The organism is Rhizobium mayense, assembly GCF_030272705.1.
Classification (GTDB): domain Bacteria; phylum Pseudomonadota; class Alphaproteobacteria; order Rhizobiales; family Rhizobiaceae; genus Rhizobium; species Rhizobium mayense.
Window position 1 is genome coordinate 195,805 of sequence record NZ_JARFYM010000006.1, and the last position, 16,561, is coordinate 212,365.

At 60.8% G+C, this 16,561-nt stretch carries 15 protein-coding genes; 6 read left to right on the top strand and 9 right to left on the bottom strand.

Annotated elements, in window-relative coordinates; genetic code table 11:
- Positions 1-19 precede the first annotated feature (19 nt).
- The 9 genes from PY649_RS10945 to PY649_RS10985 form a co-directional block, all read right to left on the bottom strand.
- Complete coding sequence (locus PY649_RS10945) at positions 20-1,603, bottom strand: FGGY-family carbohydrate kinase (RefSeq protein WP_285868365.1); 1,584 nt, start codon at positions 1,601-1,603, stop codon at positions 20-22.
- A gap of 20 nt (positions 1,604-1,623) precedes the next feature.
- Positions 1,624-2,298, bottom strand: coding sequence for an HAD family hydrolase (locus PY649_RS10950; RefSeq protein WP_285868366.1), 675 nt, complete (start codon positions 2,296-2,298; stop codon positions 1,624-1,626).
- A 101-nt stretch (positions 2,299-2,399) separates the two neighbouring features.
- Positions 2,400-3,881: a mannitol dehydrogenase family protein gene (locus PY649_RS10955; protein ID WP_285868367.1), complete on the bottom strand. Its 1,482-nt coding sequence runs from the start codon at positions 3,879-3,881 to the stop codon at positions 2,400-2,402.
- 154 nt (positions 3,882-4,035) lie between these two features.
- On the bottom strand, positions 4,036-5,034 hold the full coding sequence (locus tag PY649_RS10960) for an ABC transporter ATP-binding protein (RefSeq protein ID WP_285868368.1): 999 nt from the start codon (positions 5,032-5,034) through the stop codon (positions 4,036-4,038).
- An 11-nt stretch (positions 5,035-5,045) separates the two neighbouring features.
- Positions 5,046-5,888, bottom strand: a complete 843-nt coding sequence (locus PY649_RS10965; protein ID WP_285868369.1) for a carbohydrate ABC transporter permease — start codon at positions 5,886-5,888, stop codon at positions 5,046-5,048.
- Position 5,889: 1 nt separating this feature from the next.
- On the bottom strand, positions 5,890-6,762 hold the full coding sequence (locus PY649_RS10970) for a carbohydrate ABC transporter permease (protein WP_285868371.1): 873 nt from the start codon (positions 6,760-6,762) through the stop codon (positions 5,890-5,892).
- A gap of 149 nt (positions 6,763-6,911) precedes the next feature.
- Positions 6,912-8,228 carry an ABC transporter substrate-binding protein gene (locus tag PY649_RS10975; RefSeq protein ID WP_285868373.1) on the bottom strand — a complete coding sequence of 439 codons (1,317 nt, stop codon included), beginning with the start codon at positions 8,226-8,228 and terminating at the stop codon, positions 6,912-6,914.
- A gap of 147 nt (positions 8,229-8,375) precedes the next feature.
- Positions 8,376-9,329 carry a sugar-binding transcriptional regulator gene (locus PY649_RS10980; protein WP_285868375.1) on the bottom strand — a complete coding sequence of 318 codons (954 nt, stop codon included), beginning with the start codon at positions 9,327-9,329 and terminating at the stop codon, positions 8,376-8,378.
- A gap of 55 nt (positions 9,330-9,384) precedes the next feature.
- Positions 9,385-9,837: an RbsD/FucU family protein gene (locus PY649_RS10985; RefSeq protein WP_285868377.1), complete on the bottom strand. Its 453-nt coding sequence runs from the start codon at positions 9,835-9,837 to the stop codon at positions 9,385-9,387.
- A 229-nt stretch (positions 9,838-10,066) separates the two neighbouring features.
- On the opposite strand from PY649_RS10985, the gene PY649_RS10990 reads away from it, so the two are divergent.
- From PY649_RS10990 to PY649_RS11015, 6 genes are all read left to right on the top strand, one after another.
- Positions 10,067-10,726 (top strand): response regulator, encoded by a 660-nt coding sequence (locus PY649_RS10990; RefSeq protein ID WP_285868378.1) that lies wholly within the window; start codon positions 10,067-10,069, stop codon positions 10,724-10,726.
- The gene (locus tag PY649_RS10995) at positions 10,723-12,075 is read left to right on the top strand and encodes an ATP-binding protein (RefSeq protein WP_285868380.1); all 1,353 of its coding nucleotides are present in this window, start codon (positions 10,723-10,725) and stop codon (positions 12,073-12,075) included. Before PY649_RS10990 ends, PY649_RS10995 begins: the two co-directional genes overlap by 4 nt.
- 94 nt (positions 12,076-12,169) lie before the next feature.
- Complete coding sequence (locus tag PY649_RS11000) at positions 12,170-13,096, top strand: ROK family protein (protein ID WP_285868382.1); 927 nt, start codon at positions 12,170-12,172, stop codon at positions 13,094-13,096.
- Complete coding sequence (locus tag PY649_RS11005) at positions 13,086-13,796, top strand: copper homeostasis protein CutC (RefSeq protein ID WP_285868384.1); 711 nt, start codon at positions 13,086-13,088, stop codon at positions 13,794-13,796. Before PY649_RS11000 ends, PY649_RS11005 begins: the two co-directional genes overlap by 11 nt.
- 140 nt (positions 13,797-13,936) lie before the next feature.
- Positions 13,937-14,869: a DUF6030 family protein gene (locus PY649_RS11010; protein WP_285868385.1), complete on the top strand. Its 933-nt coding sequence runs from the start codon at positions 13,937-13,939 to the stop codon at positions 14,867-14,869.
- A gap of 235 nt (positions 14,870-15,104) precedes the next feature.
- Complete coding sequence (locus PY649_RS11015) at positions 15,105-16,556, top strand: DHA2 family efflux MFS transporter permease subunit (RefSeq protein WP_285868386.1); 1,452 nt, start codon at positions 15,105-15,107, stop codon at positions 16,554-16,556.
- Positions 16,557-16,561: the final 5 nt, after the last annotated feature.

A 16,561-nucleotide genomic window follows, 5' to 3' on the forward strand; every position in this document is an offset into this window, starting at 1 on the left:
GAACCCTCTTCCGACTTTTTTATTCCATGGAATCGAGTTCGGCACGATGGCGGTACATGGCGAGAAATCGCCGGTAATCGCGGTCATAAAGCGCCTTTTTGCGCTTGTCCGGCAAACGCTCGCGACCGCCTGGATACATGGCCGCGCCGGCCGCCCCTAGGTTTTCGTAGAGACCGCAGGAAACGGAAGCCGCGATTGCCGTTCCCAACAGCACCGCCTCGTTCATCTCCGGCACGACCACCTTGCAGCCGGTGACATCGGAATAAAGCTCCATCAACACGGCATTCTTCACATGGCCGCCGGCGACATGCAGGGTATCGGGCACGTAGCCATAGTCATGCATCTTCTCGAGAATATGGCGAATGCCGAGCGCAACCCCGATGCTGGTTCTCCAGTAGAGGCGGCACAGGCCATCGAAGGACGCGTCCAGCGTCAAGCCGCTGACGACGCCAACCGCGTGCGGATCGGCAAGCGGCGATCGATTGCCGTGAAAATCCGGAAGCACATGGATACGCTCGCCAAAGGCATCGCCCTCGATGGCGCGCAGTTCGGCGATGCGCTTCACGATGCGGTCATGCAACGCCGCCGTCGGTTCGCCGCCGGCCGCATGCATGCCGACGATATAATCGAGAAGCGCGCCGGTCGCCGATTGCCCGGCTTCGACCAGCCAGGTATCCGAAAACACGGCTTCGTAATAGGGTCCCCACATGCCGGTGCTGCGCCTGCGCTCACGCGAAAAGGAGACGACGCAACTCGACGTGCCGGCAATCAGTGCCAGCTGGTGCTCCAGCGCGCCGAGATCGCCGGAATGGCCTGCGAGTGTACCGAGAGCGCCGGCATAGGCATCGATCATTCCTGCCCCGACATGGCACTCGCGGTCGAGCCCCAAAGCATTAGCTGCTTCCGCCGTCAGCGTACCGACGCTTTGCCCGACGGGAGCTGTCTCCTCCGGCAGGTTGCCGCGTTCGCGCAGATCGCCAAGACCAATCACATTGAGGAAATCCGTCTGCCAGCCTGGCTTGCGATGGGCGAGATAATTCCATTTCGCCGTCAGCGTGCAGCGCGAGCGCGCAAGCGAACCCGTTGCCTTCCAGGTCATGAAATCGGCGAGATCGAAGAAATAGCCCGCCTTGGCCCAACTCTGCGGCAGATTTTTCTTCAGCCACATCAGCTTCGGCATCTCCATCTCCGGCGACATGAAGTGGCCGGAATGTTCCAGAACCGGATGCTTGGTGGCCGTGCAGAAATCCGCTTCGACAAGTGCCCGGTGATCGAGCCAGACGATGGTATCGAACCGGTCTTCACCGCCGGTCGAAACCGTGAGCGGCTTGCCGTTGGTATCGCGCACCACCAGCGAACAGGTGGCGTCGAAGCCTATGGCGCCGATGACGGATGCATCCACTCCGGAGGCCGCGACGGCAGCACGCACGGCCGTGCAGACAGCGGCCCAGATGTTTTCGGAATCGTGCTCGGCGTGATTCTCACGCGGGCGGTTCATGAAGATCGGATGTTCGCCCTTGGCCAGTAGAGCGCCGCGCGAAGTGAACACCCCGGCACGGGCGCTGCCAGTACCGATATCGACCGCAACCACGTGATCACGCATACAGAAGGGGCCCCGTCCACTTACGTCTTATTGCGGACAAGGTGTATCAAATCCGGCATTGCGTCAAACACCACCTCAGGAGAAAGCTGCTCAAGTTCAGCCCTGTAACTCGGCGAATGAGCATGCGAGCCGCCGGTGAAGGCGAAAACCGTCATGCCGGCCGCCCTCGCCGCCGTGATCCCGGCCGGACTGTCTTCGACGACGATACAGTTTTGCGGAGCGACCTGCATCTGCTTGGCGGCATAAAGGAAGAGATCGGGTGCCGGTTTGCCGCGCTTGACCATGCTGGCGCTGAATATGTTCGGCTCCAGCCGCTCCAACAGACCGGTAACGCCGAGCGACAACCGGATGCGCTCCATCTGGCTGGAGGAGGCGACGCAACGCGGAATGGCCAGCCTATCCAGCGTCTCGGCGATGCCGCCGATCGGCTTCAGTTCGTGCCGGAAGCGGTCATAAAGGTCGTTTCGGATGCGATCGAGAAAATCCTGATCGATGAAGACGTCGAATTCGGTCTCCAGCGTGTCGACGAGCGTGGCAAGGCTTTTGCCGAGGAATCGGCTGTAGATGTCTTCCTCGCTCATATTCACGCCGACATCGTGCATCGCGTCGATAAGCACGCTGACGGACAACGGCTCGCTGTCAACGAGCACACCATCGCAATCGAAGATTACGAGTCCCTTCTCCGCATCAGTCATCGCTGATCCAACCCGAACCCTGTTTTCCGCTGCATCTCTTGAAACGCAGGTTTTGACCATAAAAATTCGGCCGGGACTTGAGCGCCCCGGCCGGTGGATAGTTATTCCGCGAGTTTGTTGTCGAGGTATAGCTGCAGGGTGGCGCGCGTACCCTTTTCCCACAGCGTTTTTAATGCATGGGCAAAGCGCTTGCGGAAAAGATCCGACTTGGCGACGTTGCCGAAAATATCGTCGAAGACGAGGAAGGCGTTCGGATCATCCTTGGCTTTCAGTGCCGCGGCATGCAGCCGGTCGGCGCTGGCATCGTTGAAGACGATATCCTTGCCGCTGTCGGTGGTGCCGGCGAAGTAGCGGCACCACAGTGCCGAAACCAGCGCCAGGCCTACGACATCTTCGTTGCGACGCAGGCGATCGGCAGTCGACGGCAGGATGAACTTCGGCTGCCGGTTCGAACCGTCCTGGGCCAGGCGCGGAATGGTGTCGGCAATCTTCGGATTGGAGAAGCGCCGCTCGATCAGCTTGAAATAATCGGCAAGCACCGTGTTCGGCACGGGCGGGATGACGGGAATGATCTCTTCGTTCTCGAGCTTGGCGAGGTAGGCACGGATCAAGGGCTCTTCCATGGCCTCGTGCACGAAATGCACGTCCATCAGCGCCGCCGGATAGGCGATGGCCGCATGGCCGCCGTTGAGGATGCGGATCTTCATGTGCTCGTAAGGCGTGACATCCGGCACGAACGTCACGCCGACCTTTTCGAGCGCCGGGCGGCCCGCCGGGAAATTGTCTTCCAGCACCCATTGCTTGAACTCTTCGCAATAGACCGGCCAATTGTCCTCGATATCGAAGACTTCCTTCAGCAGGTCGATCTCGCGGGCGCCGGTTGCAGGCGTAATGCGGTCGACCATACCGTTCGGGAAGGCGACATTGGCGGCGATCCAGTCGGCAAAGGCCGGATCCGAAAGCTGCGCCGTCCCGACGACGGCCGCTTTCGTGACGCCGCCATTGTGGGGAATGTTGTCGCAGGACATCACCGTAAAGGCTTGCAGGCCGGCAGCACGGCGAGCCTTGAGACCGGCAACGATCAGGCCGAACACCGTCTTCGGCTCGCCCGGGTTCTGACCGTCGGCGACGATGGCCGGATGTGCGGGATTGAACTTGCCGGAGGCGTCGATGAAGTAGCCGCCTTCGGTGATCGTCATCGAGACGATGCGAATCGAAGGATCGGCAAGCCTGGCGATGATGATCTTGGCGTCACCGACCGGCAGAATATCGATCATCGGTGCCGTAACGCGCGCGGCGGTGCGATTATTGTCCTGCTCAACCACAGTCGTCAGGAAATTCTGAGCCGCGAGCTTCTCGCGCATGGCGGCGTCCGAAGGCAGCACGCCGGCGCCGATGATCGCCCAATCATGGTCCTGGCCCGCATTGAAGAGGTCGTCGAGGTAGATTGCCTGATGCGCGCGATGGAAATTGCCGACGCCGAAATGAACGATGCCCGCCGACAGCGACTTCGGTTCGTAGGCCGGGATGGCAGCGGTTGCGGCCGCCTCCTGAAGGGTTGCGAGCGATAATTTGCAGGTCATGTCTCAAGTCCTTCTGAAAGGTCTTTTGCTCCGGAGAGGTTGGGAATACTTCTCCGGCCAGGATGACCTGGGCCCACCTTTAGCGACAGATGCAGGCCCAAGCTAAATGGCATTCGCTGCCCGCGCGGGGCCGGGCATGGCGAGGGCGTTCGATCTAGATCGCCCGCCCCGTTTCGCTGAACCGGTGGATGCGAGATTTGTCGGGTGTGAGATAGACGGTGTCGCCGGCACGAGCCGGGAAATCGCCGGTGCCGCGGGCCGTGATGGTGCCGATGCCATCGGCATCGATATGCAGGAACGTGTCAGAGCCGAGATGTTCGGCAACATTCACTTTGCCCTGCCAATCACCCTCGGTGGTCGACAGCAGCACGTGTTCCGGGCGGACGCCAATCGTATGGGCGCCGAGGTTCTGCGCATAGGCACCCGTGACGAAGTTCATTTTCGGCGAGCCGATGAAGCCGGCAACAAAAAGGTTCTGCGGGCTGCGGTATAGCTCGAGCGGCGAACCGACCTGCTCCACATTGCCGCGGTTCAGGACCACGATCTTGTCGGCCATGGTCATGGCCTCGACCTGGTCGTGCGTCACGTAAATCATCGTCGTCTTGAGCTGGTTGTGTAGTTCACTGATTTCGAGGCGCATGTTGACGCGCAATGCCGCATCGAGGTTCGACAAGGGTTCGTCGAACAGGAAGGCTACCGGCTGGCGCACGATAGCGCGGCCGATGGCGACGCGCTGGCGCTGACCGCCGGATAGCTGCCGCGGCTTGCGCTCAAGATAATCCGTCAGGTTCAGAACGCGCGCCGCTTCTGCCACCTTCTTGTCGATTTCCGCTTGCGGCAAGTTCGCCATCTTGAGCGGAAAGGCGATGTTCTTGCGAACGCTCATATGCGGATAAAGCGCATAAGACTGGAACACCATGGCAAGGCGGCGTTCGGAGGGCGCCAGATTGGTGCCATCCTTGCCGTCGATCAAAATCTGGCCGCTGGAAACATCTTCGAGGCCGGCGATCAGACGCAGCAGCGTAGACTTGCCGCAACCGGAGGGGCCGACGAACACGACGAACTCGCCGTCATTGATGTCAAGGTCGATGGAAGGGATGACCTTGGCTTCGCCGAAGACCTTAGAAACCTTCTTAAGGACAATGCTACCCATGTTTCTCTTCCTTACTTAACCGCGCCGAAGGTGAGGCCGCGAACGAGTTGTTTTTGCGAGAACCAGCCGAGAATCAGGATCGGGGCGATCGCCATGGTCGATGCTGCCGAAAGCTTGGCGTAGAACAAGCCTTCCGGGCTGGAATAGGAGGCAATGAAGGTGCTGAGCGGCGCCGCGTCGACCGCGGAGAGGTTCAGCGTCCAGAAGGCCTCATTCCATGCCAGGATGATGTTGAGCAGCATCGTCGAGGCAAGGCCCGGGATCGCCATCGGCGTCAGCACATAGATAATCTCCTTGGCCAGCGACGCGCCGTCCATGCGGGCCGCTTCGAGGATCTCGCCGGGGATTTCCTTGAAGTAGGTGTAGAGCATCCAGACGATGATCGGCAGGTTGATCAGCATCAGCACGACGACCATGCCGAGGCGGCTGGCGAACTGGTTGTTGAGCAGACCGAAAGCCTGGAACAGCAGGTAAATCGGGATGAAGGCACCAACCGGCGGCATCATCTTCGTGGACAGCATCCACATCAGCACGTCCTTGGTGCGCTTGGTCGGAGAAAACGCCATGGCCCAGGCAGCCGGAACGGCGACGATCAAGCCGAGGATCGTTGAACCGAAGGCGATGAGAACCGAGTTGCCGAAGTGGAGGAAATAGTTCGAGCGCGATTGCACCTCGAAATAATTCTCCAGCGTCCAATGGAAGAAGAGGAACTGTGGAGGCGAAGCGACGGCGTCGCCTTCCGTTTTGAAGCTCGTCAGGAACGTCCAGAGGATCGGGAAGAAGATCAGGATCGCGACGACCCAGGCGACGACGGATACGACCACCTTGCGTTTGGTTGAGACAGTGCGAGCCATCTTAAGCCTCCAGATTCTTGCCGACTGCGCGCATCAGGAAGATCGCGACGATATTGGCGAGAATGACGGCGATGATGCCGCCCGCCGATGCGCCGCCGACGTCTTGCTGCAGAACGAGCTGCGAATAGACCAGGTAAGTAAGGTTGGTCGTGGCCGTGCCCGGACCGCCATTGGTGGTGACCAGGATTTCGGCGAAGGCCGAGAGCAGGAAGATCGTCTCGATGAGGATGACGACCGTGATCGCACGTGCCAGATGCGGCAGGACGATGTAGATGAACTTCGAAACCGCACCGGCGCCGTCCATTTCGGCGGCTTCCTTCTGCTCTTCGTCAAGTGACTGCAATGCCGTCAGCAGGATGAGCGTTGCGAAGGGCAGCCACTGCCAGGCAATGATGATGATGATCGAAAATAGGGGAACCGTCTCCAGCCAGGTCAGCGGTTCGAGCCCGAAAAACTTGAAAAGATGCGCCAGAAGCCCGTTTACCGGGTTCATGAACATATGTTTCCAAACAAGGGCGGCGACCGTCGGCATGACGAAGAAGGGCGCTAGCACCAGCATCCGCACAATGCCTTGGCCGAAGATCGGCTGATCGAGAAGGAGCGCGAGAGCGATGCCGCCGACCACCGTGATGATCAACGCGCCGCCCACGAGCAGAAGCGTGACCAGCAGCGAATTCCAGAAGGCCGGGTCGGTGACGAAATATTGGTAGTTGAGAAGCCCGATGAATTCATGCTCGCCGGGGGACATGAGATTGTAGTTCAGCGTCGAGAAATAGATCGTCATGACCAGCGGGACGATCATCCACGCGAAGAGGAGCAACACGGAAGGCGCCATCATGACGCGGGCGGTGGAACGGGTGTGTAGCGTTGCCATGGCAAGTACCGACCTATCTTTTAGCAGGGAGAGGTGGCCGTGGACCGGACCGGCTAAAATAAAGCAGGCCGCCGAAGAGCAGTTCGGGCACGCGGCGGCCTAATGGAGGGAGCGCGGCGAGGCGCCCCCTCCTCACCTTGGGAGGTTTCTTATTTCGGATAGCCAGCCTTGGTCATTTCACGGCTGGTCAGTTGCTGCGCGGCCTTGAGAGCCTGATCCACGGGGATCTGACCTGCAAGGGCAGCGGAGAACTGCTGGCCGACGGCGGTGCCGATACCCTGGAACTCAGGGATAGCGACGAACTGGACGCCGACATACGGAACCGGCTTGACGGTCGGGTGAGCCGGATCAGCCGCGTTGATCGAGTCAAGCGTCATCTTCGCGAAAGGTGCTGCCTTCTGATAGTCCGCATTCGCATAGAGCGAGGCGCGGGTGCCGGGAGGTGCATTCAGCCAGCCTTCCTTCTGAGCAACGAGGTTGGTGTAATCCTTGCTGGTTGCCCATTCGATGAACTTCTCAGCAGCTTCGGTCTTCTTCGAAGAAGCCGGGACCGCCAGGCTCCATGCCCAGAGCCAGTTGCCGCGCTTGCCGAGGCCCTTGTCCGGCGCCAGGGCGAAGCCGACCTTGTCGGCAACCTTCGACTGCTTCGGGTCGGAAACGAAGGAGGCTGCGACCGTCGCGTCAATCCACATACCGCACTTGCCGGTCTGGAACAGCGAGAGGTTTTCGTTGAAGCCGTTGGACGAAGCGCCCGGAGGGCCGGCGTCCTTCATCAGCTTGACGTAGAAGTCCAGCGTGTCCTTCCATTCCGGCTGATCGAACTGTGGCTTCCACTTCTCGTCGAACCAGCGAGCGCCGAACGAATTCGACATCGCCGTCAGGAAAGCCATGTTTTCGCCCCAGCCGGCCTTGCCGCGAAGGCAGATGCCGTAGATCTCATGGTCCTTGTCGGCAATCTTGCGGGCTGCGTCGGCGATGAAGTCCCAGGTCGGCGCATCCGGCATCTTCAAACCGGCCTTTTCGAACAGGTCCTTACGGTACATCACCATCGAGCTTTCGCCGTAGAACGGCGCAGCATAGAGCTTACCATTCACCGTCAGTCCACTGCGGATAGGCGGGAGAATGTCATCTACATCATAGTTCTTGTCGGCAGTAAGCTTATCGAGCGGCGCGAGCCAGCCGAGCTTACTCCAGATCGGCACTTCATAGGTGCCGATCGTCAGCACGTCATATTGGCCGCCCTTGGTAGCGATGTCGGTCGTAACCTTCTGGCGCAATACGTTTTCTTCGAGCGTGACCCACTGCAGGTCAATGTCGGGGTTCTTAGCTTTGAAATCGTCCGTAAGCTTCTGCATACGGACCATGTCGCCATTGTTCACGGTGGCAATCGTGAGGGTTTCGGCGGACGCCATTCCAGCAAACACCAGTGCGGAGCATGCGCCCAGCAGGAAAGTTTTCAATTTCATATCTTCCTCCCAGAAGATCAAAAGATGAGCATTCGCTTTGCTCGTGAGCAATTACTCGTCTTTTGCCGCAAAATGTCAATGCGGATTCGTTGCTGCGTCGCCGAACGTACAGCTCATCTATTTGTTTTTATGACGTTTATTTTTTGCTCAGTCTCTGAGCAAAAATTCAGCAACCGCTTCGTCGGTGATCAAACCATTGATCTGGTGGCCTGTAACGGCAGCCTTGATGGCCTCGAACTTGCGTTTGCCCTTGGCGATTCCGATGACCGAGGAGGCTTCGCGCGGCGGAAGCGGAGCGCTGGCGACACGGTCGTTGACGTCGTCCGACATCAGCTTGCCCTGGCCATCGAAGACCCAGCCGCAGATTTCGCCGGCCGCTCCCCGTTTCATCAATGCCAGCATCTCGTCCTTCTCGAGAAATCCATCGAGACATAGCGGCGCCTCGATGCCCATCTCGCCGATACCGACGAAAGTCACGTCGGCCTGTGCGCTGATATCGAGCGTCGAGCGCACCAGCGCTTGCGCATGCAAGAGTTCGCGTTCGGCGGCCGAGGAGACGAGCACCGGCAGCGGCATGGGATAGTGCCGTGCCTTGACCGCATCGGCCATGCTGAAGATGACATTGTAATAGGCGGCCGAACCGTCCGGACCGATATTGCCGGTCAGCGATACGACGCGATGCTGCGGACATTCGATGGCCGGCAGTTGATCGACGGCTGCCTTCAGCGTCCGGCCGGTACCGATCGCCAGCACGATCGGATCGCTGCGCTTCAGCCAACGCTCGATCTCGGCCGCCCCTGCTTCGGCGATGCCGACCGTGGACGATGTCCCGTTCGGATCGCTCGGCACCACTTCGACATGCCTGAGCTTGAATTTTTGGCGCAGCGCCGCGGCATATTCGAGGCAGGCGGCAATCGGATGATCAAGCCGCACCTTGATCAGCCGTTCGGCAACCGCGAGCGACACCAGCCGCTGCGCCGATTGCCGGGAAATTCCCATGGCGATGGCGATCTCGTCCTGCGTCCGCCCGGCAACGTAATACAGCCAGCCAGCTCGCGCCGCGTCGTCAAGCCGTCCTTGGGAATCCAACTTCCTGGCCATCACATTCCTTCGTAGATGCAAAAACAGCGCCGCTTTTTCCAGACGGGTACGTTACTCAGTTTTCCGGCGGGATGACGCCCTTGGTCAAGGTAAAGCAACCATAGAAACGGCGCTCCCCGGTCTGGATCACGCAATGGGCGGTTTTTGCCCGCTCATAGAAAGCGAAACGCTCGACCGACGTCAGAGGCCAATGTTTGCCTTCGGCGCGATTGATCGCCGCCTGCACTTCCTCCTGAACCTGTGGCACGACGTCCGCCGCGCCGACCACCTCCATACGCGCCGCCGCATCAGCGATGAACGTATCCAGCGGCATCAGCGACAACACCGCCGAAACAGCTTCGGCCGCCGATACATTGTCGATCCGCAGAAGGCGGCCCAGCCTGGTCTCGCGTGCAACCGCGTCGGCCGGAAAGTTCGTATCGACGATCGCCAGCATGTCGCCATGCCCCATCGATTGCAACGCATGCAACACATCCGCATTCAATAGCGGCGAAATTCCCTTCAGCATGAACGAGCCTCCTCAAGCTCTTCGATCAGCGGCAACTTACAGCCGCGCTCCTTGTTGGGACGCAAGAAGTAATCGCGGCGCCGATCTCTGTCCATAGCCGCCGTGAACGTTATCGGTCGGAGAAGGCAGGGATAAGATGTGTGCTTCTCATTGTGGCTTATTTCGGCCTTTATTGACCAGATAGGTTCGGCGGCATTAACTGCAGCAGCGCGAAAGTTGCGAGGGACAGGTGAGGATTCTTCTGGTCGAAGACGATGAGACGATCGGCGGCGCGGTTCGTGACCATATCGCTGCGACCCCGCATGCCATCGACTGGGTAAAAAACCTGGCCGACGCGACAGAGGTCACCAGCGCCGTGCATTACGGCCTTATCCTGCTCGACCTGCAGCTTCCCGACGGCATAGGCATCGACTTCCTAAAGAAACTGCGCCGCAAACCTGATGAAACGCCCGTCATCATTCTGACAGCCCGCGACCAGATTTCCGACCGCATCGACGGGCTGAACAGCGGCGCCGACGACTATCTCGTCAAGCCGTTCAATCTCGACGAACTCTCCGCCCGCATCATGGCGGTGGCCCGTCGCTATAGCGGCAGTCCACAACCAACTATCCGCGTTGCCGATCTCGAAATCGACCTGCCGCAGCGGCGCATTTCGCTCTCGGGCAAGGATGTCGTACTGACCGGGCGCGAATGGGCGGTTCTGGATCTGCTGGTGGCACGACCAGGCGCCATCGTCTCGAAAGACCAGATCGAAGAAGCGCTTTACGCCTTCGGCTCGGAAATCGAAAGCAACACCGTGGAAGTCTATGTCAGCCGTCTGCGCAAAAAGATCGGCAGGGACCGCATCCGCACCGCCCGCGGCGTCGGCTATTGCCTGGGTGAGAGATGAAGCAGCGCAAGGCTCCCAAGCGCACCAGCATCACACGCCGCTTGATTGCGGCGCTCACCGGCACCGTCGTCCTGTTCTGGCTGATCGCTGTCGGGATCGGTGTCTATGTGGTCAACAAGGAGCTCTCCGAGACCTTCGACGGTGCATTGCAGGAAACCGCCCAGCGGCTGATGCCGCTGGTGGTCGACGATCTCGCCGATCGCGATCCCGCCGCCGATCCGCAGACCCTTGAAAACATGGAGAGGGGACTGAATCGGGAATACCTGACTTACCAAGTGCTCGACGCGACCGGCAAGCTCCTCCTGCATTCCCATGATGCGCCCACGACGCCTTACGACGTGCCGCTGGCGATCGGTTTCCATAATACGGGGAAATACCGGATCTATACCGAATCCTCGCCGGACGGCGCGCTCTTCCTACATGTCGCCGATGCCTTCAAGAACCGCCGGGAAGCAGCCCGCGAAAGCGGCGTCGCCCTCCTCTGGCCGTTGCTCGCCCTGATCCCGGGCAGCATCCTCGCCATTTGGTTCATCGTCGGCCGCTCTCTTCGCCCGATCGACCGGTTGCGATCGGAAATCGCCACCAAGGACGGCGGCAACATGGCCCCCTTGGAGAGCGATACGCTGCCGCACGAGCTGCAGCCGATCGCCCGCTCCGTCAATCTGTTGCTCGGCCGCCTGCGCTCCGCCCTCGAAGCCGAGCGGGAATTCACCGCCAACAGCGCCCATGAGCTACGCACGCCGATTGCAGGCGCGCTCGCGCAGACCCAGCGCCTGATCGCAGAGCTGCCGAAAGGGCCGCTTGTCGATCGCGCTGGACGCATCGAGACCTCGCTCTCCAATCTCGGCCGGCTTGCGGAGAAGCTGCTGCAGCTCTCCCGCGCCCAGGCCGGCATCGGCACCGGCGACAAGCCGGCCGATCTGATCGCCATCATCGAAACCATCATCGGCGACTACGACCGCGACACAGGCACGGCCGGGCGCATTCTCCTGGAAAACGAGGCGGACGGAAAGCTAATCCGCAACGTCGATATCGACGGCTTCGCAATCGTCATGCGCAACCTGATCGAAAACGCCCTGATCCACGGCCCGGCCGACGACGAGGTGACCGTCAGGATCGACGCCGGTATCATTCGTGTTCTGAACGGTGGCCATGTGCTGTCACAGGAAGAACTGGCCGGTCTGAAAAAGCGCTTCTGGCGCGGCAGGACCAAAGCTTCCGGCTCCGGCCTCGGCCTTGCCATCGCCGAGCGTATTGTCGCGCAGATCGGCGGTCGCCTCGATCTGCTGTCGCCAGCCACCGGTCAGGTGGACGGTTTTGAAGCCAGGATCGTTCTGCCGGAAGTCTGATCCCACCAGGGACGGGCGCCGCTTGCCGATTGGCCTTGCAAAGACCGGCAAAGGGTGCGAGCAAGCGCAAGACGTTTCCTGCAGGCGAGTATTTATGATCGTATCCTTCGACATCGGCGGCACCGCCATCAAAGGCGGTATCGCCCACACCATGACGGACATCACGCCGCTCGCCCGCCGCCCGACGCCGAAGCACGACTTCGGCGAATTCGTCCAAGCTTTGCGCGCTATTATCGCTGAGACCGGAGAGAAGCCGGATTGCGTTTCCTTTTCGATCGCCGGCGTCGTCGATCCTGACACGCAGGCACTTATCTGCGCCAACATCCCTTGCATCCACGGCCGGCGCCTTGCCGCCGAGCTGGAAGCGGAACTCGGCTATCCCGTCCTGATAGCCAACGACGCCGATTGTTTCGCGATGGCGGAGGCAATGTCGGGCGCCGGACGTGGCCATCGCATCGTCTTCGGCGCCATTCTCGGTACCGGCGTCGGCGGCGGCCTAGTGGCGGATGGCCGTCTCGTCAACGCCGCCGGCGGCTTTGCCGGCGAGTGGGGCCACGGCCCGATCATAGCCTCATTTGCCGGCAATCCACCGGTCGCCATCCCCGCCTATCCCTGCGGCTGCGGCCAAAAAGGTTGCGTCGATACGGTCGGCGGCGCCCGTGGCGTCGAACGCCTGCACAAGACCCTGCACGGACTGGAATTTTCCAGCGAGGAAATCATCCGCCAATGGCTCGATGGCGATGCAAAGGCGGAGCGGACGATCGATGTGCTCGTCGATCTCGTCGCCTCGCCGCTGGCGCTGACCATCAACATCACCGGCGCGACGATCGTCCCTGTCGGCGGTGGCCTTTCCAATGTCGAACCCCTGCTGGCCCGGCTGGATGCGGCGGTGCGCGCGCGTATCCTCCGCAAGTTCGACCGCCCGCTCGTCGTGCCTAGCGAATGCAAGGTCGAGCCCGGTCTTATCGGTGCGGCATTGTTGGGACTGAAATTTGCCGAAGAGCGAAGCCATGCTGCTTGAGGTCTGCGTCGAGGATATTGCCGGCCTCAACGCCGCCGTCGCCGGCGGGGCCGATCGCATCGAGCTTTGCAGCGCCCTTGCCGTCGGCGGCCTGACCCCGAGTGCGGGGCTGATGGCGATGGCAGCGCGCGCTCCCATCCCTGCCTATGCCATGATCCGTCCCCGCGCCGGCAGTTTCGTTTATTCGGCAGATGAACTCGCCGTCATGAAAAGCGACATCGACGCCATCAGACATGCCGGCCTGCCGGGAGTCGTGCTCGGTGCCTCCCTGCCCGACGGCCGCCTGGATCGCGATACGCTCGCCGCCCTCGTCGCCCATGCCGAAGGCCTCGGCAAGACATTGCACCGCGCCTTCGATCTCGTTCCGGATATCGAGGAAGCGGTGGAACTCGCCGTTTCGCTTGGCTTCGAGCGCATCCTGACGTCCGGCTGCGAGAAGACGGCCGTGGAAGGCCTCGCCGTGTTGGAACAGGCAATCGCCATCGCGGCCGGCCGCATTTCCATCATGCCCGGCTCGGGCGTCAATATCGGGACGGTCGACAAGCTCTGGCCGCGCTTGGCGATCGGTGAAATCCATTCTTCCTGCTCCGTCGCCGAAAAAGAGACGGATGAACATCTGCTCGCCTTCGGATTTTCCACCCCGACTGTCCGCCGCACCGACGCCGCCGTCGTGAGGATGCTCAAGGCGCATTTCGCCTGAACAGGGGCTGCGATTTGACAAAGAAACGGTAGAGTGATCAATCGTTCATAAACGCATATTGTGTAGCTATAGATCGGCTGCGGAATGCCAACCCGTCGCAGTTGAGCAGGTTTCCTCTGGAGTAGCTGTAGATCTGAACCATGTCGGTGGCGCCACCTCGCAAGAAAAGCAGGGCTGTCTTCTGGATTGCGGCGATCGTCATCGGCTCGATCATTTTGGCGACGGCGTTGCTTGCCAACGGAATGCGCAATCTCCGGGCACTGGACGCCCGCTATCATCTTGAGCTGTTCAAGGCGTCGGCACAGCAACTCCTAACCCCGGCGGAGACGACCACCGCGCCGCAGACCGCCGCCGGGCAAACTGCCAATCCGAAGCCGGTCGAAACCGGCCCCTCGAAAACCGCACCGGCAAATCCGCCGACAACTACGGCACATGCACTTGCACCCGCACAGATGCCGGCCACACCTGCCAAAGCCCCGGCGGCAGCAAAGGCAACGCGCGCCCGGCGCTCTCATCTGTTCGATGCGCCCGTCGACGCCTTGCGCGGCGCGTTCATACGAAGCTGGCGGACAACGGGGCCGATGCTGTGCGCCGACCTCATCAAATCCGGCCTGCCCGTCGGCGAATGGCGGCAGAGCGCGCTTGGCGCCGCAACTTACGAATGCAGTTACGAGATCCAGAAGGGCGGCAACGGTGAACCAAACGCGGCGTCGTTCTTTATCATCATCCGCGGCACGCCGGCCGGAGAGCTCGACAACATCCGCATCAAGGTGATCATGCCCGACAATGCGGACGGCCGTGCCATCGGCGAGATGTTCGTCGATTCCGTCGTCGCGTTGCTGACAGAGACCCGCTGGCTCGACTTCCAGACTGCGCTCGACGCGATCGGCAAACTACAGGACGTGACGCAGCAAGCTTTCGGCACAAAACTCGCCTTCTTCCGGGAATTCCAAAACGACAGGAGTTTCAACCTTCAGCTGGGGCTGGAGAGAAAAACGCCGGAGGAGATCCGCACGGCCATCGTCTTCGACAAGGCGCGATGGACGCTCCCGTCGCCGACACCGGCCAGATAACAGAACCGCTCGCGAAAATTTTACTTTTAACCTGAGATGGGGGGCGCTGTTCGCCCCGCTTTTTGTTGCACCGCGCCATCGATAGTGGTCAAATGCGCGCGATTTCGATGGCCGGTGACCGACCGGTCGCCCACAGCATGATTCTCAAAAGTGCGAAGCGGTTCTTGGATAAGATCATGCGCCAGCATTGACGCGCCGAACCTCCCATTCGGCCGTGGAAAGTAATTGCATTCCCATGGATTCCACGGATACCGCCCCAGAAGGCGAGGTCTTCGCGATCGACCGCGACCCCCGCATGCGCTACATCATCCCCGCCGTGGTCGCCGTTGCATTCCTGATGGAGCAGCTCGATTCGACAATCCTCGTCACGGCCGTTCCTGACATCGCCAGAAGCCTTGCCACGACGCCCGTGCGCATGAACCTCGCGGTCACGACCTATATTCTGACGCTCGCCATGTTCATCCCGGTGAGCGGCTGGTTCGCCGACCGCTTCGGCGCACGGCGCATCTTTGCTCTGTCGCTCTTCACCTTCACCATGGGCTCGATACTGTGCGGCCTGGCGACGAGCCTGCCGATGCTCGTCGCCACGCGCGCCCTCCAGGGTTTCGGCGGTGCGATGATGACGCCGGTCGGACGCCTCATCCTGATCCGCAGTTTTCCCCGCAGCCAATTGGTGACTGCGATGACCTATATGACATTGCCGGCCGTTATCGGCCCGGTGATCGGACCTATTCTCGGCGGTTTTCTCACGACCTATCTCTCCTGGCGCTGGATCTTCTGGGTCAACCTGCCCTTCGGCATCATCGGCATGCTGATGGCGTTGCGCTACGTCGAAGACACCGTTCGCGACACCTCGATCAAATTCGACTTTCCAGGTTTCATCATGGTCGGCGTCGGCTGCGTGCTGCTGCAATACGGCATCGAGAATGTCGGCCGGCCGACCATTCCTGTCTGGGCCATCATCGCCGTCCTTGCGGCCGCCTGCCTGCTTCTTGTCGCCTTCATCCGCTACGCCAAGACAGCGGAATCGCCGGCCGTCGATCTGACGCTGTTCAAGCTGCGCACGTTCCGCGTCGGCACCTTGGCCGGCGGAATCTGTCGTGTCGGCCTCAACGGCGTGCCCTTCCTGTTGCCGCTGATGCTGCAGGTTGGTTTTGGCTTGAGCCCGATCGTTTCGGGCACGTTGACCTTCGTCAGCGCATTGAGCGCTCTCGCCGTGCGTCCCGTATCATCGACGATGCTGAGGCTTTATGGCTTCGACCGCGTATTGAGCTGGAGTGCTGTTTTCGGCGCCGCCATCGTCGCCGGTTTCGCCCTGATCGGGCCGGAGACGCCGCATTGGTTCATTATTGTTTACGTCTTCGTCTTCGGCCTGGCGCGCGCCGCGCAGTTCATGACGTCGAATACGCTTTCCTATTCCGACACACCCGCCGCTCAGCTCAGCCGCGCCACGAGCCTCGGCGGCGTGCTGCAGCAGTTGAGCGTCAGCTTCGGCGTCTCCATTGCCGCCATGCTGCTCGGCCTCGTCACACTGGACGGCTCCAAGCTTACGCCGGATAAGTTCCACATGGCATTTCTGCTAATGGCGGTGATCCCGCTCCTGGGTCTGCCGGGCTTCCTGAAGCTGCGGCCGGAAGACGGCAGGCAGGTCAGCGGCCACTATCGCCAATCGAAGGAAGCCGCTTAAAAACC

Coding starts and splice junctions, on each gene's coding strand:
- PY649_RS11005 (WP_285868384.1), top strand. CDS start 13,086: ATGCTGCTTGAGGTCTGCGTCGAGGATATTGCCGGCCTCAACGCCGCC.
- PY649_RS10955 (WP_285868367.1), bottom strand. CDS start 3,881: ATGACCTGCAAATTATCGCTCGCAACCCTTCAGGAGGCGGCCGCAACC.
- PY649_RS10975 (WP_285868373.1), bottom strand. CDS start 8,228: ATGAAATTGAAAACTTTCCTGCTGGGCGCATGCTCCGCACTGGTGTTT.
- PY649_RS10995 (WP_285868380.1), top strand. CDS start 10,723: ATGAAGCAGCGCAAGGCTCCCAAGCGCACCAGCATCACACGCCGCTTG.
- PY649_RS10980 (WP_285868375.1), bottom strand. CDS start 9,329: ATGGCCAGGAAGTTGGATTCCCAAGGACGGCTTGACGACGCGGCGCGA.
- PY649_RS10965 (WP_285868369.1), bottom strand. CDS start 5,888: ATGGCTCGCACTGTCTCAACCAAACGCAAGGTGGTCGTATCCGTCGTC.
- PY649_RS10950 (WP_285868366.1), bottom strand. CDS start 2,298: ATGACTGATGCGGAGAAGGGACTCGTAATCTTCGATTGCGATGGTGTG.
- PY649_RS10960 (WP_285868368.1), bottom strand. CDS start 5,034: ATGGGTAGCATTGTCCTTAAGAAGGTTTCTAAGGTCTTCGGCGAAGCC.
- PY649_RS10970 (WP_285868371.1), bottom strand. CDS start 6,762: ATGGCAACGCTACACACCCGTTCCACCGCCCGCGTCATGATGGCGCCT.
- PY649_RS11015 (WP_285868386.1), top strand. CDS start 15,105: ATGGATTCCACGGATACCGCCCCAGAAGGCGAGGTCTTCGCGATCGAC.
- PY649_RS11010 (WP_285868385.1), top strand. CDS start 13,937: ATGTCGGTGGCGCCACCTCGCAAGAAAAGCAGGGCTGTCTTCTGGATT.
- PY649_RS11000 (WP_285868382.1), top strand. CDS start 12,170: ATGATCGTATCCTTCGACATCGGCGGCACCGCCATCAAAGGCGGTATC.
- PY649_RS10945 (WP_285868365.1), bottom strand. CDS start 1,603: ATGCGTGATCACGTGGTTGCGGTCGATATCGGTACTGGCAGCGCCCGT.
- PY649_RS10985 (WP_285868377.1), bottom strand. CDS start 9,837: ATGCTGAAGGGAATTTCGCCGCTATTGAATGCGGATGTGTTGCATGCG.